Consider the following 18461-nt stretch of genomic DNA (forward strand, 5'->3'; position numbering starts at 1 on the left):
AAACACTTCAAAAAATATATACCGCTTTTTTGGAGTTTTCAATTTACAATATTAAGTGAATTCATAGTTTTATAAAAAAGTAGTTTTAGCGAAGAAATAACACTTGCATTTTGGAACAAATAAAGTATAATTCATGATATAATTCAATTACGGGGCTGTCATGGTTTCGACAGGTTTTCGTTTGATTTGGACTGCAGTGGTGTGACTACCTTAAAGGTCAAACAAAATTTAACTGGAAACAATAACAGTTTACAATTCGCTGCTTAATTTAGCTTTCTAGCTTTGCAGCCTGGTATTTAACGTTTTAGCCTTTGGGCAATAGATACCAACTAACCAACAAAGGATAAGGTGATGTATCGCTCAGTGCATCACACGAAAATCATCGGGCAACTCAAGGTTTTGATTGGTCTGTTGTTCTGACCTTGATGTAACACAATAGACTAAACTGTAGACGTTCAAATGTGGAACACTATCTGGACGCGAGTTCGACTCTCGCCAGCTCCACCAAATAGCAAATAACCCACTATATAGTGGGTTTTCTTATGCTAAATTTCATTTCGAGAAGATTTTGAGAAGATTTTTTCTGAATTGTTGATGAATTCAGTCATTTTATCACTGTCTTCTTGTGCTAAATGTGCATATCTAGTTAAAGTTACATATACATTTTTATGACCTATATATTGACTGAGTGCAGTTGTCGGAACTTTTCCCCATGAGTTAGTAACAAACATATGTCTCATATCGTGATTTGTTATAATATCAAGTTCTGCTTTTCTACACGCAGTTTCTCTTGCTCTATCTATTTTTCGAGCAGAGTTAGGCGAATTATCTCCTACAACAAACCAATCATCGTTAAAACCATAGAATTCTTTAGCTGCGTTTTTATGATTAATCAATATATTAACAGTATCGTCTCCAATCGCTATTACACGATCACTATCATCTGTTTTAGGTTCTTTGATTTCGTATCCTTTTTCTTCTGTCTTTTTAGTTAATGAGTTTGATATAGCAAGTGTTTTATTTTCGCAGTCAATCTTTTTCCACTGTAATGCTAACACTTCTCCAATTCTTAGACCGTGATAGAAAAAGAGATAAAATGATATTTTTAAGCACATTGACTCATAAGAATACTCATCGTTTCTAAAAGCACTAACGTTATTCAAAAACCGTTCGAAATCATCGTTGTTCCAGATATAAGATAGTCTGCTTTTTGCTTTTTTTCGCTCGCTTTTGGTTATAGGGAATCTATCTAGAAACAATGAAAAATCTTCTTTCAATCCGTGATATTTCATGGCGTGTATTATGATTTGTTTCATAGTTTGTAAGATATAGTTTTTATGAGACGAAGAAATTGAGAATGAATTTATGTCGGACCTAAAGTTTCTAAACATTATAGGTCTCAATTTGTTAAGTCGTACATTTGAAAAATTATCTTTTATATAATTGTCAACCGCAGACTTTTTCTTGTCATATGTACCAAAAGTAATCGACTGTGATTCGTAAAGTTGATATTGGTATTCTAAGAAATCAGTAATTAGATCATAGAACAAAATAGAGTTAACTGTATCATCTGCCAAACGAAGTGATGCCTTTTTTATCTCTGCCTCTTCAACGCTTGAAAAGCCTCTGTATGTCTTGTTTTTATATTTTAGATAATAAGTTCCATTGTTATCCAAATAAACACCCGGAGTCTTAATTTTGCGTTTTGTCATTTAAATCACCTCATATTTTTGTTATAAAAGGAGTACAACAAAAGCTAGTCTAGTAGGTCTATATGTTGCACTTACACCGATTGCCGTCGGTGTTTTTTTAGTTATTTTTAGATTGATAACCATATCCCATTTTATTTAAATGTCTTTAACTAATTGAATTGCTAATTTGCTTTCGTTCATAAATCACTACTATATATTAGTTTTCTTAAGTTTTGAATACCCTATAAAACATAATATCATTTGAACTAATATACCAAAGAAGTATGTAGGCATTAATACCATAGCGACTATATACAATATCGCAGCAACTAACGCAGACCATGATAGATTCCAAACATAAGCAACAACATTGAAGATAAATGATATAAAAACAAATGCCATATGTGGATATAACAACATCACACCTAAAGAAGCTCCAATTGCTGTTCCTAAGTCATAAGCGCTATCGCCTGTCGATTTAATGTTTGTAACATCATAAACAATATAAATCAAAATACCGATGTAGATTACTGTCATAATACTAGATACAAGTAAGGATGTCACTCTGCTATTTCTTGTTTTTACTTTATTAGCATTCTTACTTCTGATTTCTGTCTTTAGTGGAAGTTCGGTAACTATATTATTTTGATTATCTTGTGTTTCAATAATTGGTCTATTGCTTTCTTTAACATATATCGTTTCTTTTTCAGGTAGTGTTATATAAGCTAAGTAAGAAGCTAAAGCAACAGTTGCAGTGTTTACTGCACCCAAAGTTATATCATTATGGGTGAATTGATAGACTGCTACACCTAGATTAATCAAAGCAACGATAACAAACACAATTGTGAATCCATATTTTTTCATGATTTTCTCCTATTTATTGTCTGTGACTAATTTTGTCGTGTATTGATGATAGTATAAAATAAAAAACAAAGTTATTTATTTAATTTGTTCATGTAATGTATTTCAGTGAGAATGTCTAGATAGTTTACACCATAAACATTGCAGATTTGATCCATTACGTCAACGTTGATAGCGTTTCTTCCGGTTTCGTAAGAATGGATAGTGGAATAGTTTTTCCCTACAATATTGGCAACATCTCTAAGTGAATATCCTGCTTTCTCACGTGCTTCTTGAAGTTTTTGACCTATCTGTTTATTTAATTCACTCATAATCTATACCTCTCTTTACTAAAATAATACACACTTTTACACATTTTAGCAATGAATTTAACACTTTCTGATAAATTATGTTGACATAACATACACAGAGTGATAGATTGTTAGTGTAATCAATTTACACAAGAAAGGGGGTGGATGTGTGAGCGATAGGGTGACATTGCGTTCTGCCAGAAAAATGAAAGATTTAACAATTGAAGAAGTGGCTAAATATTTGGAAATAACAGTAACAACATGGCGTAACTATGAAAATAATAAAACTAGAATTCCAGCTATAAAATTTCTTAAGTATTGTGATTGGCTAGATATTGAACCGAAAAAATTTGACTTATCTTAATTTTTTTAAATCGAATGTGTATATTAAATACACAAAAAGGAGAAAATATGAAATGGTTAGAAAAGTACGAAGTTTTAGTTAATAACGAAGAGTTAAATACAGAGCATTTAAAACTGTTTGTTGGCAAAGTTCACAGAGTAGCAAGACAATACAGAATAGATCTAGTTGCTGAATTAGAGCAAAAAGGAATAAAGCTGGCTAACCCTATGCTAATTCCTACAGAGTTATTCCTTGAACATATTGGCAAGGACATGAATTATTTCGAAACTAAAATGAAACAAGAAGCAAAGATTGCTAAGTATAGAAAAGAAAGAGAGGAAACTAAATGAATGAATTAGAAGAAATAACTGTAACTCGTGAAAACGACGAAGTAATAGCCCATGTTTTTATTGAGAATGGTGAGGTTCAAGCAATAGTTGAAAATGGATTCAAAGTCAGTGTAAACGGCATTGGGTTAGAAAGAGAGGAAGCTCAATGATAAAAGTAATAGCAAATAGCACAGAACAAGCAATAGAGATTATTCAAGCTTTTGAAAATAGTGATGCAAAGATAGTCGTTGATATAAAAGAAAACAACGGTGTAAGTGAAGAAAGTACAGAAATGGTAATTCCTCTTAAAGACAACATTGTTTGGGTAAAAGGTTTTTTAGATATCCTGCATAAGGAAAATGTAGAGAACAGTGATAACTCGTTTATATTGCCTAAACAAAAACTTGAAACACTAAAAATAGACCTCGAAAATAAGGCCTATGAAATAAACGGGATCAACTTATCCAATATGAGAGTATCTCATGTAAAATACGAGATTTGTGGAATTGAACACTCAATTGAAATCATATTTGAAGATATGTTAGGGAATAAATTTAGTCAGAAATTCAACAACTTCTTTTAGACCGTTTTTGAACCGATTTTCCATGATGAATATCGCATCTGGTTGTAAAACGAAATCACCCATAATCCAAGTCTTAAACAACCCAATTTTAGATAATTGCATATGAACTTGCGAAATATCATCAGGATGCCAGGTCATAAGATATTTAGAATTTTTCCAAAAACCAGATTCAAAGTTGCTTGCTTGTGATTTAGATTGACCATCTTTGATTTTATCGAGATACATTTTGTAGACAGCCACTAAGTAGGTTGATTGGTCTTTAGTTAGTTCAATTGACATATTAATACCTCCTATCTATTCAGATAAGGAAATCATAACACGAAAGGAAGTGATTTTATCAATCAAGAATTATTAGAAAAATACACAGAAAAGGACTCATATACATTCGCAAGTTCAGACGAAGCTAGAACCGCAAGAAGAGTCTATGCATTTATCAGGAAGAACAGATCAACCAATCTTCCAATCTATATTCAAAACGGCAGACATACATATACTCGAATAGAACTTTGTACTCCACAAGAAAGAGCAGGCTATTTCAAACGAGAACAAGCTAAATGGAAGTCGCATTATTTCGATACATTGTTACCAATCAAGAATGAGTTAAAACGCGAAGAACTAGAAGATATGCACGTTGCAAGTTTATTTGAACAGTTAGAAAGGATATTCGACAATGAAGCATAAAAAAAGCGCATTGAGTATCTCGATTGGAGTCGGTACGATACTCGCGACAATTGCGCTAGTAATAAATATTACAGGTATATTTTACCAACAATCTATCCTAAATTCAATCATTGAGTTTAGAGCAGAGCAAAGACAAGAAAATACCGAGGTAAAAGAAAGAGTAGAAGAAATTCAAAATCACACTTTCGTCTTACCAGCACACAGCAATCCATGAACAGCTAAAGAGTTTCAAGCCCTCGCTAAAGCGACGTGGAGAATAGAGACGGGCAACGGTACTCATACTCTGTGGCTTGATTACAACAACGCTGGTGGCATAAAGTGCGGCACTGAATATTGTGTCTATCCCACTAAGGAACAAGGCTACACAGAGCTAGAAATGCTTGTAATGAGGTATTACCTAAAATATGGAATTGATTTCAAATCATGGCGAGAAGAATACTGTGGTTTGCATTGCGGTGAACAAGATTTGAATACATTTATTGAAATATATAACGAAGAAATGGAGCGTGAAACTCATGCATTACGTGAAAGATACTAACAAGCCTTACAAACGTTTTTACTTGGTTGTAGTAATGGTTTTGCTTGGTCTAATTGCTATTTCATTTGTTAGTGTTCTCAGAGAAGAACCCTTATTTGCAGATGTTAATCAAGATGGAGTTATTAGTATTAGCGATATGGCACTAATGAGAGCACATCAACTAGGAAACAGAAAAATGACAAAGAAGCAGCAACGTATAGCAGACGTAAATCGTGATGGTGAAATAAATGAAGTTGACTTTGAAATTATCAGAGCAGTTATTCTATCGTCTAACGGTTACAAATACGAGTTTAATAATTAATATGATTTAGGAACTTATAGATACACATACAAATGAAGTTTTATTTACAGGCAACATTATTCAAATTGAAAAGAAATCCGGAATTGCAAGAACTAGATTAATGTGGTCATACACTGAACAAGTAAAAATTATGAACGATAAATATATCGTTAAGAAAAAGGAGAAAAATTAATGAAATTTAAAGTTGGAGATAAAGTGAAATTCACTTATGGAGGTTTGGTTGGACAAGGGGCAATTCGCATAGTTGACAATTCCTTTTTTCCGTATCTAGTTGTGTCTGAAAATGGAATGTGCTTGTGGTTAAAAGAAAATGAATTAGAACTAATCAATCCAGACTTAAGAGATTTGTTGCAGGTTGGATATAAGGTTGATTTAAAATATGACAATGGACTAATAGCGAAAGGATATGACGTTAACGATTCAATGCTATATGCGTTAAAGAGAGGTTTTGATTGCTACTTAAACAATAACAAATTAGGAGATAAAATCACAGCTATCTACAAACCTAAACACAACGGAGTTAAGCCTATGGAATGGGTATTAGTTTGGGAACGTGAAAAAGAAAAGCTATATACTTTGGAACTTCCAAACAACAATCATAAGCACAAGTATTACAGACACCATTTTAACGGAAACTACAATTTCAATAAGGGGCTTATCAACGACGCAAGTGTTAAATGTATGTTTACCCAAGAAGAAATCGACAATCTCCCTAATCAAGAATTAATAAAATCGTTAGTGAAGAAAGAAATTAAAGGTAATTAGTATGGCATATTTTCAAGGATTAAAATGTGACTCGGTAGATTGTAAAAGAACATTTCAAACAGAGTCATGTGAAGTAAGAACAGACTTAATTAAAAGATTAAAAGAAGAAGGTTGGTCATATAACTATACAGATAAAAGAGCAAGATGTCCTAAGTGTAAAGGTAAACACATTAAAAGATAGTATGGACGAATACACATGCAAGACTTGTGGCAAAGAGTTTGGTCAGTGGGATGTTGAAAACTGCGAAGAATGCAAATGGCTAGAGTCACAAGCGAAAAAAGAGATTAAGTATGAAGAATACTATGAGTATAAAGGAGAATGGCATGAAAGATAATTTTGAATTAGTAGTAGAACAGAAACAAGGGTCAATTGTATCTAACCTGGATGCATTAACTAGCGAATTAAACGAAAACTTAAATCACTATCGTAATTTGGTAGTTACCGAAGATACGACTAAGGATGCAAAGAAGATAATTTCTAATCTTAATAAACTCGATAAAGAGATAAATGATACGCGCATTAGAAACAAAAAAGAGTTTATGAAACCTTTTGAAGATTTTGAGTTACAAGCTAAAGAAATGTCGTCACTTATTAAAGAAGCGTCAGGAAGTATTAGCATCCAAGTAAAGATATTTGAAGGAAAAGTTATTGAAGATAAAACCAACAAGGTTAAGCAATTCTTCGAAGAACACAAATTAGCTAATGGTTATGACTTTATAAACTTTGAACAAGTTGGATTAAAAATTGGTTTAAGTAATACAGTCACATCACTCGAAAAGTTAGTTATCGAGTTCATAGATAAGGTTACAGCAGATTTAGCACTAATTGAAACACAACAAAATAAAGAACGGATTCTTGTTAAATACTATCAATCTCTAGATGCAACACAAGCAATCACGATTGTTAATAACGAAATTGTACGAGAAGAGCAGTTAAAGGCTCGACAAGAAGAGTTAAAACAACAACAAGAAGAGCGTATTGAAACTGTGAAAGAAGTTGTTCAAGCTCCTAAAGTCGTTGAAGAAGTTATGGTTATGAAGTTTTATGTTGAGTGAACAATTACTCAACTTAAATCTGTAAAAAACTTTCTAGAAAATGAAGGGATTAAATATTATGAGTAGCAAATATAAGGTATTAAATCAAATTAATAACATTGTAGGAAAAGTATTAGAAGAAAATGAAGAACTAAACTTAAAGTTACTGACTTACCAGAATGCAGCGGTTATAAACGTTGATACCGAAACAGGAAGAGAATATTCTCCATTGATCGATTACGTTGGGAGGTTGTTAGCTAAAAAAGTTGATGACATTTACATGTCATACAATTTTGATGTTGAGTACGGCGAAGAAGGAGTATCAAAGACTTTAGATCAAGTGTACGAGTATCAATTTGATAAGTGGTATGTAGAAAATAAAATGTACCTTCATATAGCATATCAAACGGCATTAGATTTCATTAAACCACATTACAGGAGCTACTACGATAAAAGAGTTAACGATTTAAAAATGGAATATGTTAGAAATCATAAGGAGAATAGTTAAAGATGACAGATAACAAACAAATAGTAAGCATTTACGAAAAGCTGCAGAATGCCAGAGTTCAACTTAACAAAGAAAAACTTAAGAAAAGCGGGAAAAACAAGTTTGCTGGTTATGAATATTTCGAACTGTCGGACTTCATGCCAAAAAGTGATGAATTATTACTTCAAAACAGACTTACTCCAGTGTTCAACTTTGTTGATAATTTAGCAACATTGGTACTTCATGATTGGGACAGTGAAAGCACAATAGAGTTCAAAACAAACGGAGCAGATGCAACAACCTTTAATAGAGATGGAAAACCATCAAATCTTGAGATTCAAACACTAGGTTCTCAACACACTTACTTAAAACGATATCTATATATGCACTTGATGGATGTAGCAGAAAATGATGGTCTTGAAATTCAAACAAAAAACCCAGAACATCAACCAAAAGAGCAGACAAAGAAACATCCGAGCAAAGAAATGATTACTAAAGATCAGACTACACAAATATTAGAACTATTTGGCGAAAGGGTTGAGGGTTTACTTGATTTCTGTAAAGTTGAAAAGTTGCAAGATTTAACAAATGCAGTGGCTCAACAATTAATCGATAAAGAACTTGCTACACGGAACAAAAAAGGGCAATCGTCATCTGAACCTAAACAACAATCAATAAGTGATTTATGATAACAGTCATTCAATCAGACAGCAAAGGAAATGCAATTCTCTACAAAGATGTATTAGTTGATATAGGAGTGAGTTATAAAAAGCTTGCTCCATATCTAAACGAGATAAAGATAATTCTGCTTACTCATATTCATGGAGACCATTTCAATAAATCAACAATCGCTAAGGTTGCTGAACAGAAACCTTTAATTAGATTTGTGTGTTGCGAATGGTTAGTTGATCCATTACTTGATTTAGGAGTTAGAAATATCGATTGCTTAGAACTAAATAAACTGTATGACTTTGGCTTTGTCAAGGTCAGTCCGTTCAAACTGTATCACTTAAATAGTGATATGAGCATCTGTGATAACTGTGGTTGGCGTATCTTTGCAGATAAAAAGATATTCCATGCTACAGACACAGAACATCTTGAAGGCATTACAGCGATAGGTTATGACATTTACGCTATTGAAGGTAATTACGATGAAGTTTTGCTTGATTTCATTTTAGAACATTCTACAGAATATGAACATGGTCATAGATCTAAACTAACTCATTTATCAATTCAACAGAGGGAACGGTTTATTAAAGAAAATGCTAGAGGAAAGTATGAAGAATTACTACTTCATCCAAGCTCTACATACGGAGGTGTTAATGAATAAAGTGGAAGTGCAAGTAGATAAGATTCGTTCATACCAAACATTAACTTATAAGAATGGCAATAGGTCTTTTAGGACAAAGGAATACAAGGAATACATCCGCGTAATATCTTTGCAATTAGGCAATTTAAGAGCAGTAGAGCGACTAAAACCGTTAAAGGTAAAACTACACTTCAAATGTGTAAACAAGACCGTAGGCGACCTAGATAACATTGAGAAGCCGATATTAGACATTCTTCAAATATGTAAGAAGATTCCTGATGATAGACAGATTGTGAATAAGCATTCTATCAAAACTTTCGGACACAAAAACAACAGTATTGAAATTGAGGTTGATTATGAAGATTAAATACGAATTATACAATGATCACTTCCAAAACTACAAACGATACGGCATACCAAAAGCACAACTTGTTATCGCCGATATACCTTATAACTTAGGTAATAACGCATATGCATCTAGTAATGAGTGGTATGTAGATGGAAAAATAGAAAACGGAGAGTCAAAGAAAGCAAATAGCATGTTCTTTGATACCGATAATGATTTTAGAATTTCGGAGTTTATGCACTTTTGCTCAAAAATGCTGATTAAAGAACCTAAAGAAACTGGCAAAGCTCCGGCGATGATTGTGTTCTGTGCTTTTCAACAAATGCAAATGGTAATGGAACAAGGGAAGAAATATGGCTTCAAAAATAGTTACCCAATTTTCTTTATTAAGAAATCAAGTTCGCAAGTATTAAAAGCAAACATGAGAATTGTTGGAGCGATGGAATATGCGGTGGTCTTGTACAGAGATAAGCTTCCTAAGTTTAACAATGACGGAATGATGATTAAAAACTGGTTTGAGTGGGAAGTTGATGGCTCATACCCAAAAGTGCACCCAACTCAAAAACCTATTCCAGTGCTTAAACGATTGATTAACATATTTACTGATGTTGGAGACGTTGTAATTGATCCGTGCGCTGGTAGTGGTTCTACTTTAAGGGCTGCTGCAGAATTGAACCGAAACAGTTATGGCTTTGAAATAAAGAAAGATTTTTATAAGAAAGCGAATGAAGAAATGCTTACTTTCGATTTACCAATAACTTTAGGCATATAAGAGGTGATATTATCACATCTAAAAGAGCTAAAGCATTAAAGCCAAACGCTAATACAAGAAAAATAGTAATTGAACGTGATAAATATTGTATATTCTGTGGTGGATATGGAAGTGATTTGATGCACTACGTCTCTAAAGGTAATTCAGGATTAGGAATTAAAGAAAACTTAGCTCTAGGATGTAGAATGTGTCACTTTAATCTAGACCATACACCGCAAAGAAAGCAAATGTTAGAAACGTTCTATCAACATTTACTAAGTCACTATCCTTATTGGAACAAAGATTTAGTAACTTATAAGAAAGGAAGAGATTAAATGAAATTAATCGGGAAACTTAAAGAATATTTATATACCGACACAGATATCGTCTTATCAATCATACTTCCTAAAAAATTCTACCTACAAGCTCAAAAGATACCCCAAGACAAGCTGTTAGATATAGACATAGGTGTTAGGGAAGGTCAAAGGACATTGCGCCAAAACAGAGCTTTATGGGCTTTAATAAGCAAAATTACAGCAGCAGAGAATGGAGGTCTTAAGCCTAGAGAGTACGTAAACGATACCTACATTCAACTAATAGAGGAAGCGAATATAAGCGTTGAATATTGGGAAGGTCTTGAAGAGATGATAGATGTACTTCAAGGCGATGATAATAAAAAACCTTACAGGGTAGTAAAAGTAGTTGAACGTCGAAAATCTGCTAAAGGAGTAGATACAGTACTCTTAGCCTGTTATAAAGGAACAAGCAGATTTAACAAAAAAGAAATGAATGATTTAATCGATATCACATTAGATCGTGGTAGAGAACACGGTATTGATTTATTGGTATATGAAGAAGATTTAAGGAGGTAATAATGGCAGAAAAAATCGGGTTTATTAAGCTCGAAAGAAAAATAATTGATTGGGAATGGTACACAGATATTAATGTTAAATCGTTATTCATTCATATGTTACTTCTTGCAAATCACAGCGGAAAACAATGGCGTGGCCAAGAAATAGAAAGAGGTAGTTTTGTTACAAGTTTAGGGTCGTTATCTGTTCAAACAGGGTTGTCATTACAGTCTGTTCGCACCTCAATAAATAAGCTTAAAAAAACAGGGGAGATAACAATCAAATCAACAAACAAAAACACCTTAATAATAGTGACTAATTACGACATTTATCAAGGTTATTATGACGACACTAACAAACAAGATAACAATCAATCAACAAACGAGCAACAATCAACTAACAAACAACTAACAACAACTAAGAATGTAAAGAATTATAAGAATGATAATAATGTAAAGAATAATACGTTAGTTGGCATTGAAATGCCACTAGCCGACGGCAGTATATATTCATTCGATTCTGACTACATTCTTAAAGCACAAGATACATTCCCAAATGTAAATGTTGAAGTTGAATTAAAGAAAGCATCACTTTGGTTGGAAAGTAATCCTTCTAGAAGAAAAAAGAAAAGTGGTATGAAAAGATTTATGAACGCTTGGTTAAATAGGGAGTCAGATAAAGTGAATAGTGACGTCGTAAACAGATCTACTAAAACACACTCTAAAGAATCAATTCAACCTGAATATTCCTCCGTTGAAGAGGTTACTGACACAGAAGTTACTAAACCATTAAACCTAGAAGAATGGTACGAGAACGAAAAAGGTCAACAGTAACAATGACTAAGCGAGGAAACGAAAAAGAATATGCAGTCTATAACGGCGATGAGTTTCAATTCATAGATTCATTATCAAACTGTGCTACAAGATTAGGAATTAAAACAGAAATTGTTAAATGGTTATCATCTCTTGCAAATATTAAACGTAGGAATGGCAAAGGTTGCATAACAGTTAAATTAGATTAGGAGAAAATATGAAAAAATATATAAAGGGCTTTGATGAGAATTTACAATGCAGAGGTTTCCAATTTGAAGTAGGTAAAGAATATAAAATTGACTTAAACGGTAGAGAATTAGAGTTATGCACAAATACAGGGTTTCATTTCTGCGATAGCCTCCAAAATGTTCATGAGTTTTATAGTTGTAATGCGAACAATAGATTTTGCGAGATTGAAGTGCTTGGAGACATTGTCAATGATGGCACTAAGTGTATAAGCAATCATATTAAAATAGTCAGAGAAATAAAAGGCTATGAGCTTGATAGCTTAAAGAATAGTGGAGCAGAAAACTCTGGTTTATTTAACAGTGGAAACCGTAACAGTGGAGACTATAACAGTGGATACTTTAACAGTGGAGACCGTAACAGTGGATACTATAACAGTGGAGACTATAACAGTGGATACCATAACAGTGGAGACTATAACAGTGGATACCATAACAGTGGAGACTATAACAGTGGAAACCGTAACAGTGGATACTTTAACAGTGGAGACCGTAACAGTGGATACCATAACAGTGGAGACTTTAATAGTGGGTTTTTTAACACAACTGAACCAACAATCAGACTATTCAATATAGATACAGATTTATCATTTAGTGATTTTTTAGGTTCTAAATATTATAGAGCTTTGAACAGTGCGCCGTTTATACTAACTGAATGGCACGAGTTTACCGAGGAAGAAAAAGAAGAAAGTATAATCAGACAACTAATAGGTGGAAAACTTATTGAGTATTCATACAAGGAAGCTTGTGCGAAATGGTGGAACAAACTAACAGAGGAAAACAAAGAAATCATTCAAGAAATGCCAAATTTCGATAAAAATATATTCTATGAAATTACAGGTATAGAGCTATGATGAAAAACAAATATCAAGAAGCGTTAGACGATTTTGAAAGTGTTTATAGAAATGTAACATTGGATGATGATTTAACAAATGAGAAACGTGATGTGTTGCAGGGATTGATTGATAAGGAAACACCTATGAAACCGGTAAAGAACTCTTATGGTGATTACCTATGTGGAAAATGTAACAACTTGGTGTGGGAAAATTTTACACCAGATAGGCATGAAAGATGCAATGATAAAGAGTGTGGTCAAGTTGTAGATTGGAGTGACGAAAAATGAACGATGAAAAATTCGTAAATCACAAATGTCATTTGTGTACTCAAATAAATGCCTTTGGATATTCTTTGATACTTCAAGGGAGTTTTGAAACACAAAGTATGAGTGTCTGCAGTAGATGTTACAAAAAAATAAATGATGAATTGTTTCAAGGTCATAATTATGACCCTAAACATTTAAAAAGGAGTGATGAAGAATGAGTAAAGCAGATGAATGTTTAAAAAATATGAGTGAAATACTTAATCATATTGTGAATGGTGAAATATTTGAACCAATTGACAGGGACGCTCATATAGTGATGTTATCAGATGTTGAAAACTACATTAATCGCAAAGATAAACTTGTTGCAGGTAGTGAATGGGTGTGTGATGTTGAGTGTTATGCCACAAATGGAATTAAAACTTATAGGATTGGGAAAAACAAAGTATTAGCAATCACATTCTTTGAGGAAGATAAATACAACGTATATTTTGACTTTTATGACGATGTGTTAGATGTATCGTATTTGAAAAATACAAATATTTTTAAATTTGATGAAGTTAAAACAAGTTGTGTAATGCCAACCGAACAATTCCTAGCGTGTTTCAGTCCAAAGGAGAACTTATAATATGAATAAATACCAGGAAGCGTTAGACAGATTGCAATGGGAAGAAAATTTTCAAAAAGGAAATGAAATTGAAATATTGCGAGAAATAGTCGAACAATACAGACCACCTACATTTGATGAGGTTGTAAAGGCTTGGGAAATGGCTTACGAAAATCAATCAGGATTAGAGTTTAATACAGAACAGCCATTAAGATTAGAAGTTCATTATCGTTTATCTCCTACATACAGAATGACCAAAAGATTGGCAGTAGTAGATTTGCGTTCAGACTATATCGAACAAGGCAATACTAGCATCGATTATCATCAAGCGATAAATCTAACAATTAGATACCTACAAGCAAAGGAGAAAGAGAATGTTTGAGATATTCAAGAAAAAGGGAAATGAAGTAGTGACCATAAAAACTCCTGATATTCGTAGAATTGAAGTGAGAGACTTAAAAGAATATCTTGTTGAAGAAATGGAACGTACAAACACAATGCAAAGAGTTCTTGACTCTAAAGAACGTGAAATTGAACGATTGGAAATTGAAGAAGAAAAATATAAAGCTACATTAATCTTAACTGATGAATATTCAAAAAGGTTAGAAAACTATGAGGAGCGATTATCTGATGCTCATGGTAAAATAGCCAACTTGCAAGAAAAACTAAGAAACGAAAAAGATAATGTAAATGATTTAAAAATTCAATATAGTCGATTAGAAATGACAGAAGAACAGATTAGAGATAATATTCAGAAAGAATTGGTAGAAGATTGTTGTGATTTAATTATTTCAAATATTCATTTACACAAAGGTGCATTAAGCAAAGCTAAAGCAATTGAAATGGTCGAGAATGCAAAAAACAGAAGAACTTTGAAATGGGAGAAAGAGAATGATTAATAGATCAGTATTAGTTGGTCGCTTAACACGTGACCCAGAGCTAAGAAAAACACAAACCGGAAAATCAGTAGTAAGTTTTACACTTGCAGTAAATAGAAAATTTTCAAAAGAAGAACAAGCAGATTTCATTAACTGCGTAGCCTGGAATCAAACGGCAGATTTTATAGCAAACTATCTTACAAAAGGAGCGCTAATAAGCGTTGAAGGCTCAATACAATCGCGCACATACGACGATAACACTGGTAAACGTGTTTATGTTCAAGAAGTAGTTTCAGAGTCTGTAAATGCCTTAGAATCGCTCACACAACGCCAAGAGCGTGAACAACAAACACAATCTTATCAGTCGAGTGGTTACAAACAAGATACAGAATCAAACTATGTTGAAGACGAGCCAGTGTTATTGATTGACGAAACAGATTTACCTTTCTAGAAGGAGGAAACAATGGAAGAATGGAAATCGACAAAAGGAGAATGATATGTGGATATTACTTATAGGAGTAGCATTAGGTTATACATTAGCTGCATTAATGAATGCATCAAGCGATAAGATTTATACACAAGAAGAATATGATAATAAGCGAGGTAATGAATGAATGACGTCAACTACATTAAAGGGCAACTTCAATCATGGCGAGCATGCATTAATTGGATAGCCGAAAAATATCCTGAAAAGTTATTCGAACTGGAACACAATTTAAAAAACTTAAAAGGGATAAGCTATGAAGAAAAACAAGGCGGACATGGTATTGATGAATCATTAAGGCGATCAGAAATAAATGACGAGATTAATAAATTAAAGAAAGAAAAACAACACTGTGAGTCTGTTATAAGTTTTTGCGAAATGATCATTGAAAAGATTCAACCACACTACCAAGATATATTTAGGTATCGATACACAACCTATTCGACGATATCTTGGATAGCTTATAAATTCGGATACGAGAAGAAAACAATATATCAAATCATAGACAGGGAAACAGAGAGGATAGCGAATGAGTAAATACCTTAAAACACCAATGGCGGTTATTCTAATAGAGAACATCAATAATTTATATGTGGAAGAACCAACATTGTTAAGCAAAGCTAAAGTAATGGCGTCGGTTAAAAATCCGCGAATAGAGTATTCGGGAACGTGGAGTGATGAGACGCTTAGTATCCATAGCACAATACATGAAGCTATGGAAGCTCTAGAAAAATATTCTGAACAGCTAGAAAAAGTGTAGACTTTTCTACACTGTCAATACGATAAAATAGTAATATAGAAGTTTGTTCAAAGAGCAATGAAGAAAGGAGGTGCACGATGTACCGTTGCATTAAAGCTAAAAGTTGCAAGAACTTCAATACTGGACACAGTTTCCAGATACAAGGTGGTGAAGATGTAAAAGTACGTCGTCGCACACGTTCTTTCGTTAATTTTGATTACAAAGGAATTCCGACACAGTTAAGTTGTAAGGAGTTCGATGAATACTTTAAGCCAATTTAATTATTGGCTACACGCAACATGTGAACGAGTTTATATCTGATGGAGAGTCAGATTAAATTACAAGGACTATCAAGGCTCAGACCCTTAATGTTGCACTTAACTAAATATTTCTTACATAGCTAGTCATAACTCATTTGTGCCAATATGATTACCTCCTTCCATGACTAGCTATTCGATATTAAACAACACACGAGAAATCGTGTTTTTATTTTGAAAGGAGACGTATGTCGGTATTTAATCAATCTGAACGAGAGCTAATAATAAAGACGTGTTCTGAAAAAGGAACAGAAGAACATCTTAAAACATGGCAGTCAGTAACGGACTACCTAAATATGCTCCTTCAAAGAAATTACAAAGATAGCAAGACCTATCGAAATGTATGGAATGATCATCTGATTATTGTAGAAGGTCATGAAATTAAACGAGATATACAAAAAGAAAAATATAAACTAAGTGACATAGCTCGTGAGTATAGAAATGATATAAGAAATCAAGCGCGTATAGAGGTCCTTACAGACAGAAGTGTACACGCTATAAACACACTACCTAAGATATTTCTAAAGCCATTTAAAATCGTACAGAGCGACACAACTGCTTTAGTAAATGCTAGTGACTGGCATTTAGGAGCTAAGCATGAGAATTACTGGAGTAGATATAGTGTAGACATAGCAAAAGAAAGAATCGCTTACTATGCACATGAAATTATAAGATATGCGAAAAACTACAATGTAAGCGAAATTTTGATATTAAATCTAGGAGACATGATTGAAGGTTTTATTCATGTAAGCACGAGGATCCAATCAGAACTTGATGCAATAGATCAATCAATACTTGCAGGTGAATTATTCAGTCAATTTATTATGAAAATACGTAACACTCTTAGAGTGCCTGTTAAGGTCGGTTGGGTATTAGACAATCACTCTAGAATTCATCCAAACAAGAAAGAACACATTGAGTCAGAAAGTCTACAAAGAATAGTTATGGAATTTACTAAGCTAAGGCTAGAGAAAACTGACATCGAGTTTGTAGGTAACTATATTGATAATAATATAGGACACTATAACTTAAACGGTAAAAACATCGTGTGGGTTCATGGTCATTTAGATAATCCAAACACGGTGTTATCGAAGTTACAGAGTGGGCTACCATTTAAGATTGATGATGTGATTATCGCTCATAGACACTCAACTCTAATAAAAGAAAACGTATATCAAGTGCCTAGCATGAAAGGCACGGACGAATACGCAAAGGATAAGAGGTTGTTCGGCAATGCAGCACAATCATTTAGGATCTACGATGGTAACAACAAAATAACCTTTGAAATTATATTTGACCAGGAGGGAACATGTTTAGAAAACGAAAAGAACTCGAAAGAGAATTAGAAAACAAGAAGAGCATTATCTCAATGCAAAGTGAACAGATTATTAAACTGAACACTCAACTGTGCCAAGAGAGAACATTGCGAAAACAAGCAGAGTATAAGCTATCTAAGATAGAAAGCCTACAAGGAATTAGAAGTAATGATTGAAGCATTGCGCGGATTAGCAAAGAAGACAATAAGGCTTATATTAAAGTTTTCGAAAGCTCCTGAATTGAAATCAACAGCAATGTTGCACACTTGTGCCTCTTATAAAATTGGACACGACATAACTCATGAAGAAATACTGAAATCACAAAAGAAGTGTAAAAGATGCATTAAGGAAAAGGCGGAGAAAGATCATGGTTAAATCAATAAAAGTAAGAATGAAGAAGTGTGCAGAGTTTATCAATTTACTTTCTCACTCTAGAACAAGAAAAAAACCTGGTGGAGTAATAAATAACAAAACAAACCGTCAAGCAATAGTTGTTCCGTTATATAAAGACATTAATAACGATGACGAGATAATGGTTGCACTAAACACAGGAAAACCAATTGGAATAGTTAAAGGCTATATTAAACAATAAAAAAAGACACCGAAGTGTCTATCCGTAGTAATCTTCGCTACCGTATTGGAAATACTCAAATGTATCTTCGATAGGTAAATTACAATCACTACAATAATCTACATGTGCTGTGTCGTTCGCAACCACCTCAGTATAAACGGACGATGGCGATTCGCACTCACAAAATTTTTGTTTACCAGCCATATGGAGCCCTCCTAATAAGAATATTATA

Annotated in this window: 36 protein-coding genes and 1 other RNA gene; 32 read left to right on the forward strand and 5 right to left on the reverse strand. The window is 33.3% G+C overall.

The window, feature by feature from the left end; genetic code table 11:
- Nucleotides 1-151 precede the first annotated feature (151 nt).
- Nucleotides 152-507, forward strand: a transfer-messenger RNA (tmRNA) gene (ssrA, locus tag G7059_RS01575).
- A gap of 38 nt (nucleotides 508-545) precedes the next feature.
- On the opposite strand, the gene G7059_RS01580 is transcribed toward ssrA, so the two are convergent.
- The 3 genes from G7059_RS01580 to G7059_RS01590 form a co-directional block, all read right to left on the reverse strand.
- Nucleotides 546-1712: a site-specific integrase gene (locus G7059_RS01580; RefSeq protein WP_166080341.1), complete on the reverse strand. Its 1167-nt coding sequence runs from the start codon at nucleotides 1710-1712 to the stop codon at nucleotides 546-548.
- A 189-nt stretch (nucleotides 1713-1901) separates the two neighbouring features.
- Nucleotides 1902-2555, reverse strand: coding sequence for a glycerol-3-phosphate acyltransferase (locus tag G7059_RS01585; protein ID WP_166080343.1), 654 nt, complete (start codon nucleotides 2553-2555; stop codon nucleotides 1902-1904).
- Nucleotides 2556-2626: 71 nt separating this feature from the next.
- Nucleotides 2627-2863, reverse strand: coding sequence for a helix-turn-helix domain-containing protein (locus G7059_RS01590; RefSeq protein WP_166080344.1), 237 nt, complete (start codon nucleotides 2861-2863; stop codon nucleotides 2627-2629).
- A 148-nt stretch (nucleotides 2864-3011) separates the two neighbouring features.
- Between G7059_RS01590 and G7059_RS01595 the strand changes: the two genes are divergently transcribed.
- From G7059_RS01595 to G7059_RS01610, 4 genes are read left to right on the forward strand one after another with little or no spacing between them, the layout of a single operon-like run.
- Entirely contained in the window at nucleotides 3012-3206 is a 195-nt protein-coding gene (locus G7059_RS01595) for a helix-turn-helix transcriptional regulator (RefSeq protein ID WP_166080345.1), read from the forward strand.
- A 47-nt stretch (nucleotides 3207-3253) separates the two neighbouring features.
- A complete protein-coding gene (locus G7059_RS01600) occupies nucleotides 3254-3535 on the forward strand; it encodes a hypothetical protein (protein ID WP_166080346.1) in 282 nt (93 codons plus the stop codon).
- Nucleotides 3532-3684 (forward strand): hypothetical protein, encoded by a 153-nt coding sequence (locus G7059_RS01605; protein WP_166080347.1) that lies wholly within the window; start codon nucleotides 3532-3534, stop codon nucleotides 3682-3684. Before G7059_RS01600 ends, G7059_RS01605 begins: the two co-directional genes overlap by 4 nt.
- On the forward strand, nucleotides 3681-4097 hold the full coding sequence (locus G7059_RS01610) for a hypothetical protein (protein WP_166080348.1): 417 nt from the start codon (nucleotides 3681-3683) through the stop codon (nucleotides 4095-4097). Before G7059_RS01605 ends, G7059_RS01610 begins: the two co-directional genes overlap by 4 nt.
- On the opposite strand, the gene G7059_RS01615 is transcribed toward G7059_RS01610, so the two are convergent.
- On the reverse strand, nucleotides 4056-4376 hold the full coding sequence (locus G7059_RS01615; RefSeq protein WP_166080349.1) for a hypothetical protein: 321 nt from the start codon (nucleotides 4374-4376) through the stop codon (nucleotides 4056-4058). The two genes, G7059_RS01610 and G7059_RS01615, sit on opposite strands and share 42 nt — an antisense overlap.
- A gap of 391 nt (nucleotides 4377-4767) precedes the next feature.
- Between G7059_RS01615 and G7059_RS01620 the strand changes: the two genes are divergently transcribed.
- The 27 genes from G7059_RS01620 (at nucleotide 4768) to G7059_RS01750 (ending at nucleotide 18250) form a co-directional block, all read left to right on the forward strand.
- Nucleotides 4768-4992 carry a hypothetical protein gene (locus G7059_RS01620; RefSeq protein WP_166080350.1) on the forward strand — a complete coding sequence of 75 codons (225 nt, stop codon included), beginning with the start codon at nucleotides 4768-4770 and terminating at the stop codon, nucleotides 4990-4992.
- Between the two features lie 171 nt (nucleotides 4993-5163).
- Nucleotides 5164-5316 (forward strand): hypothetical protein, encoded by a 153-nt coding sequence (locus G7059_RS10450; RefSeq protein ID WP_240920517.1) that lies wholly within the window; start codon nucleotides 5164-5166, stop codon nucleotides 5314-5316.
- Complete coding sequence (locus tag G7059_RS01630) at nucleotides 5294-5617, forward strand: dockerin type I repeat-containing protein (RefSeq protein WP_166080351.1); 324 nt, start codon at nucleotides 5294-5296, stop codon at nucleotides 5615-5617. Before G7059_RS10450 ends, G7059_RS01630 begins: the two co-directional genes overlap by 23 nt.
- A gap of 171 nt (nucleotides 5618-5788) precedes the next feature.
- A complete protein-coding gene (locus tag G7059_RS01635; RefSeq protein ID WP_166080352.1) occupies nucleotides 5789-6382 on the forward strand; it encodes a DUF1642 domain-containing protein in 594 nt (197 codons plus the stop codon).
- Between the two features lie 182 nt (nucleotides 6383-6564).
- A complete protein-coding gene (locus G7059_RS01640; RefSeq protein ID WP_166080353.1) occupies nucleotides 6565-6717 on the forward strand; it encodes a hypothetical protein in 153 nt (50 codons plus the stop codon).
- Complete coding sequence (locus G7059_RS01645) at nucleotides 6707-7438, forward strand: DUF1351 domain-containing protein (protein ID WP_166080354.1); 732 nt, start codon at nucleotides 6707-6709, stop codon at nucleotides 7436-7438. The genes G7059_RS01640 and G7059_RS01645 overlap by 11 nt, the downstream gene beginning before the upstream one ends.
- 58 nt (nucleotides 7439-7496) lie before the next feature.
- On the forward strand, nucleotides 7497-7925 hold the full coding sequence (locus G7059_RS01650; RefSeq protein WP_166080355.1) for a hypothetical protein: 429 nt from the start codon (nucleotides 7497-7499) through the stop codon (nucleotides 7923-7925).
- Between the two features lie 2 nt (nucleotides 7926-7927).
- On the forward strand, nucleotides 7928-8593 hold the full coding sequence (locus G7059_RS01655; RefSeq protein WP_166080356.1) for an ERF family protein: 666 nt from the start codon (nucleotides 7928-7930) through the stop codon (nucleotides 8591-8593).
- A complete protein-coding gene (locus G7059_RS01660) occupies nucleotides 8590-9234 on the forward strand; it encodes an MBL fold metallo-hydrolase (RefSeq protein ID WP_166080357.1) in 645 nt (214 codons plus the stop codon). Before G7059_RS01655 ends, G7059_RS01660 begins: the two co-directional genes overlap by 4 nt.
- Nucleotides 9227-9580, forward strand: coding sequence for a RusA family crossover junction endodeoxyribonuclease (locus tag G7059_RS01665; RefSeq protein ID WP_166080358.1), 354 nt, complete (start codon nucleotides 9227-9229; stop codon nucleotides 9578-9580). The genes G7059_RS01660 and G7059_RS01665 overlap by 8 nt, the downstream gene beginning before the upstream one ends.
- Complete coding sequence (locus G7059_RS01670; protein ID WP_205700220.1) at nucleotides 9570-10331, forward strand: site-specific DNA-methyltransferase; 762 nt, start codon at nucleotides 9570-9572, stop codon at nucleotides 10329-10331. Before G7059_RS01665 ends, G7059_RS01670 begins: the two co-directional genes overlap by 11 nt.
- Before the next feature lie 119 nt (nucleotides 10332-10450).
- Nucleotides 10451-10645: a hypothetical protein gene (locus G7059_RS01675; RefSeq protein WP_166080359.1), complete on the forward strand. Its 195-nt coding sequence runs from the start codon at nucleotides 10451-10453 to the stop codon at nucleotides 10643-10645.
- Nucleotides 10646-11182 carry a hypothetical protein gene (locus G7059_RS01680; protein WP_166080360.1) on the forward strand — a complete coding sequence of 179 codons (537 nt, stop codon included), beginning with the start codon at nucleotides 10646-10648 and terminating at the stop codon, nucleotides 11180-11182.
- 2 nt (nucleotides 11183-11184) lie between these two features.
- Nucleotides 11185-11994, forward strand: coding sequence for a hypothetical protein (locus tag G7059_RS01685; protein ID WP_166080361.1), 810 nt, complete (start codon nucleotides 11185-11187; stop codon nucleotides 11992-11994).
- A 2-nt stretch (nucleotides 11995-11996) separates the two neighbouring features.
- Nucleotides 11997-12182, forward strand: a complete 186-nt coding sequence (locus G7059_RS01690) for a hypothetical protein (RefSeq protein WP_166080362.1) — start codon at nucleotides 11997-11999, stop codon at nucleotides 12180-12182.
- 8 nt (nucleotides 12183-12190) lie between these two features.
- Nucleotides 12191-13072, forward strand: a complete 882-nt coding sequence (locus G7059_RS01695; protein ID WP_166080363.1) for a hypothetical protein — start codon at nucleotides 12191-12193, stop codon at nucleotides 13070-13072.
- Nucleotides 13069-13341, forward strand: a complete 273-nt coding sequence (locus G7059_RS01700) for a hypothetical protein (protein ID WP_205700221.1) — start codon at nucleotides 13069-13071, stop codon at nucleotides 13339-13341. Before G7059_RS01695 ends, G7059_RS01700 begins: the two co-directional genes overlap by 4 nt.
- A 193-nt stretch (nucleotides 13342-13534) precedes the next feature.
- Nucleotides 13535-13945: a hypothetical protein gene (locus G7059_RS01705; RefSeq protein ID WP_166080365.1), complete on the forward strand. Its 411-nt coding sequence runs from the start codon at nucleotides 13535-13537 to the stop codon at nucleotides 13943-13945.
- 1 nt (nucleotide 13946) lies between these two features.
- Nucleotides 13947-14306, forward strand: coding sequence for a hypothetical protein (locus G7059_RS01710; protein WP_166080366.1), 360 nt, complete (start codon nucleotides 13947-13949; stop codon nucleotides 14304-14306).
- Nucleotides 14299-14823 carry a hypothetical protein gene (locus G7059_RS01715; RefSeq protein WP_166080367.1) on the forward strand — a complete coding sequence of 175 codons (525 nt, stop codon included), beginning with the start codon at nucleotides 14299-14301 and terminating at the stop codon, nucleotides 14821-14823. Before G7059_RS01710 ends, G7059_RS01715 begins: the two co-directional genes overlap by 8 nt.
- Complete coding sequence (ssb, locus tag G7059_RS01720) at nucleotides 14816-15253, forward strand: single-stranded DNA-binding protein (RefSeq protein WP_166080368.1); 438 nt, start codon at nucleotides 14816-14818, stop codon at nucleotides 15251-15253. Before G7059_RS01715 ends, ssb begins: the two co-directional genes overlap by 8 nt.
- Nucleotides 15254-15412: 159 nt before the next feature.
- The gene (locus G7059_RS01725) at nucleotides 15413-15823 is read left to right on the forward strand and encodes a hypothetical protein (RefSeq protein ID WP_166080369.1); all 411 of its coding nucleotides are present in this window, start codon (nucleotides 15413-15415) and stop codon (nucleotides 15821-15823) included.
- Nucleotides 15816-16046: a hypothetical protein gene (locus G7059_RS01730; protein WP_166080370.1), complete on the forward strand. Its 231-nt coding sequence runs from the start codon at nucleotides 15816-15818 to the stop codon at nucleotides 16044-16046. The genes G7059_RS01725 and G7059_RS01730 overlap by 8 nt, the downstream gene beginning before the upstream one ends.
- A gap of 77 nt (nucleotides 16047-16123) precedes the next feature.
- Entirely contained in the window at nucleotides 16124-16306 is a 183-nt protein-coding gene (locus G7059_RS01735) for a hypothetical protein (RefSeq protein ID WP_166080371.1), read from the forward strand.
- Between the two features lie 224 nt (nucleotides 16307-16530).
- Nucleotides 16531-17688, forward strand: a complete 1158-nt coding sequence (locus G7059_RS01740; protein ID WP_166080372.1) for a hypothetical protein — start codon at nucleotides 16531-16533, stop codon at nucleotides 17686-17688.
- Nucleotides 17652-17834: a hypothetical protein gene (locus G7059_RS01745; protein WP_166080373.1), complete on the forward strand. Its 183-nt coding sequence runs from the start codon at nucleotides 17652-17654 to the stop codon at nucleotides 17832-17834. The genes G7059_RS01740 and G7059_RS01745 overlap by 37 nt, the downstream gene beginning before the upstream one ends.
- 191 nt (nucleotides 17835-18025) lie before the next feature.
- On the forward strand, nucleotides 18026-18250 hold the full coding sequence (locus tag G7059_RS01750) for a hypothetical protein (protein WP_166080374.1): 225 nt from the start codon (nucleotides 18026-18028) through the stop codon (nucleotides 18248-18250).
- 18 nt (nucleotides 18251-18268) lie between these two features.
- On the opposite strand, the gene G7059_RS01755 is transcribed toward G7059_RS01750, so the two are convergent.
- Nucleotides 18269-18433, reverse strand: coding sequence for a hypothetical protein (locus tag G7059_RS01755; RefSeq protein WP_166080375.1), 165 nt, complete (start codon nucleotides 18431-18433; stop codon nucleotides 18269-18271).
- Nucleotides 18434-18461: the final 28 nt, after the last annotated feature.

It is taken from the genome of Erysipelothrix sp. HDW6A (genome assembly GCF_011400295.1).
Lineage (GTDB): Bacteria > Bacillota_I > Bacilli_A > Erysipelotrichales > Erysipelotrichaceae > Erysipelothrix.

What these genes read in the sequence shown, in the direction of transcription:
- G7059_RS01580 (WP_166080341.1), bottom strand. Translation starts at nt 1,712, where the DNA reads ATGACAAAACGCAAAATTAAGACTCCGGGTGTTTATTTGGATAACAAT.
- G7059_RS01585 (WP_166080343.1), bottom strand. Translation starts at nt 2,555, where the DNA reads ATGAAAAAATATGGATTCACAATTGTGTTTGTTATCGTTGCTTTGATT.
- G7059_RS01590 (WP_166080344.1), bottom strand. Translation starts at nt 2,863, where the DNA reads ATGAGTGAATTAAATAAACAGATAGGTCAAAAACTTCAAGAAGCACGT.
- G7059_RS01600 (WP_166080346.1), top strand. Translation starts at nt 3,254, where the DNA reads ATGAAATGGTTAGAAAAGTACGAAGTTTTAGTTAATAACGAAGAGTTA.
- G7059_RS01605 (WP_166080347.1), top strand. Translation starts at nt 3,532, where the DNA reads ATGAATGAATTAGAAGAAATAACTGTAACTCGTGAAAACGACGAAGTA.
- G7059_RS01610 (WP_166080348.1), top strand. Translation starts at nt 3,681, where the DNA reads ATGATAAAAGTAATAGCAAATAGCACAGAACAAGCAATAGAGATTATT.
- G7059_RS01615 (WP_166080349.1), bottom strand. Translation starts at nt 4,376, where the DNA reads ATGTCAATTGAACTAACTAAAGACCAATCAACCTACTTAGTGGCTGTC.
- G7059_RS01620 (WP_166080350.1), top strand. Translation starts at nt 4,768, where the DNA reads ATGAAGCATAAAAAAAGCGCATTGAGTATCTCGATTGGAGTCGGTACG.
- G7059_RS10450 (WP_240920517.1), top strand. Translation starts at nt 5,164, where the DNA reads ATGAGGTATTACCTAAAATATGGAATTGATTTCAAATCATGGCGAGAA.
- G7059_RS01630 (WP_166080351.1), top strand. Translation starts at nt 5,294, where the DNA reads ATGCATTACGTGAAAGATACTAACAAGCCTTACAAACGTTTTTACTTG.
- G7059_RS01635 (WP_166080352.1), top strand. Translation starts at nt 5,789, where the DNA reads ATGAAATTTAAAGTTGGAGATAAAGTGAAATTCACTTATGGAGGTTTG.
- G7059_RS01640 (WP_166080353.1), top strand. Translation starts at nt 6,565, where the DNA reads ATGGACGAATACACATGCAAGACTTGTGGCAAAGAGTTTGGTCAGTGG.
- G7059_RS01645 (WP_166080354.1), top strand. Translation starts at nt 6,707, where the DNA reads ATGAAAGATAATTTTGAATTAGTAGTAGAACAGAAACAAGGGTCAATT.
- G7059_RS01650 (WP_166080355.1), top strand. Translation starts at nt 7,497, where the DNA reads ATGAGTAGCAAATATAAGGTATTAAATCAAATTAATAACATTGTAGGA.
- G7059_RS01655 (WP_166080356.1), top strand. Translation starts at nt 7,928, where the DNA reads ATGACAGATAACAAACAAATAGTAAGCATTTACGAAAAGCTGCAGAAT.
- G7059_RS01660 (WP_166080357.1), top strand. Translation starts at nt 8,590, where the DNA reads ATGATAACAGTCATTCAATCAGACAGCAAAGGAAATGCAATTCTCTAC.
- G7059_RS01665 (WP_166080358.1), top strand. Translation starts at nt 9,227, where the DNA reads ATGAATAAAGTGGAAGTGCAAGTAGATAAGATTCGTTCATACCAAACA.
- G7059_RS01670 (WP_205700220.1), top strand. Translation starts at nt 9,570, where the DNA reads ATGAAGATTAAATACGAATTATACAATGATCACTTCCAAAACTACAAA.
- G7059_RS01675 (WP_166080359.1), top strand. Translation starts at nt 10,451, where the DNA reads ATGCACTACGTCTCTAAAGGTAATTCAGGATTAGGAATTAAAGAAAAC.
- G7059_RS01680 (WP_166080360.1), top strand. Translation starts at nt 10,646, where the DNA reads ATGAAATTAATCGGGAAACTTAAAGAATATTTATATACCGACACAGAT.
- G7059_RS01685 (WP_166080361.1), top strand. Translation starts at nt 11,185, where the DNA reads ATGGCAGAAAAAATCGGGTTTATTAAGCTCGAAAGAAAAATAATTGAT.
- G7059_RS01690 (WP_166080362.1), top strand. Translation starts at nt 11,997, where the DNA reads ATGACTAAGCGAGGAAACGAAAAAGAATATGCAGTCTATAACGGCGAT.
- G7059_RS01695 (WP_166080363.1), top strand. Translation starts at nt 12,191, where the DNA reads ATGAAAAAATATATAAAGGGCTTTGATGAGAATTTACAATGCAGAGGT.
- G7059_RS01700 (WP_205700221.1), top strand. Translation starts at nt 13,069, where the DNA reads ATGATGAAAAACAAATATCAAGAAGCGTTAGACGATTTTGAAAGTGTT.
- G7059_RS01705 (WP_166080365.1), top strand. Translation starts at nt 13,535, where the DNA reads ATGAGTAAAGCAGATGAATGTTTAAAAAATATGAGTGAAATACTTAAT.
- G7059_RS01710 (WP_166080366.1), top strand. Translation starts at nt 13,947, where the DNA reads ATGAATAAATACCAGGAAGCGTTAGACAGATTGCAATGGGAAGAAAAT.
- G7059_RS01715 (WP_166080367.1), top strand. Translation starts at nt 14,299, where the DNA reads ATGTTTGAGATATTCAAGAAAAAGGGAAATGAAGTAGTGACCATAAAA.
- ssb (WP_166080368.1), top strand. Translation starts at nt 14,816, where the DNA reads ATGATTAATAGATCAGTATTAGTTGGTCGCTTAACACGTGACCCAGAG.
- G7059_RS01725 (WP_166080369.1), top strand. Translation starts at nt 15,413, where the DNA reads ATGAATGACGTCAACTACATTAAAGGGCAACTTCAATCATGGCGAGCA.
- G7059_RS01730 (WP_166080370.1), top strand. Translation starts at nt 15,816, where the DNA reads ATGAGTAAATACCTTAAAACACCAATGGCGGTTATTCTAATAGAGAAC.
- G7059_RS01735 (WP_166080371.1), top strand. Translation starts at nt 16,124, where the DNA reads ATGTACCGTTGCATTAAAGCTAAAAGTTGCAAGAACTTCAATACTGGA.
- G7059_RS01740 (WP_166080372.1), top strand. Translation starts at nt 16,531, where the DNA reads ATGTCGGTATTTAATCAATCTGAACGAGAGCTAATAATAAAGACGTGT.
- G7059_RS01745 (WP_166080373.1), top strand. Translation starts at nt 17,652, where the DNA reads ATGTTTAGAAAACGAAAAGAACTCGAAAGAGAATTAGAAAACAAGAAG.
- G7059_RS01750 (WP_166080374.1), top strand. Translation starts at nt 18,026, where the DNA reads ATGGTTAAATCAATAAAAGTAAGAATGAAGAAGTGTGCAGAGTTTATC.
- G7059_RS01755 (WP_166080375.1), bottom strand. Translation starts at nt 18,433, where the DNA reads ATGGCTGGTAAACAAAAATTTTGTGAGTGCGAATCGCCATCGTCCGTT.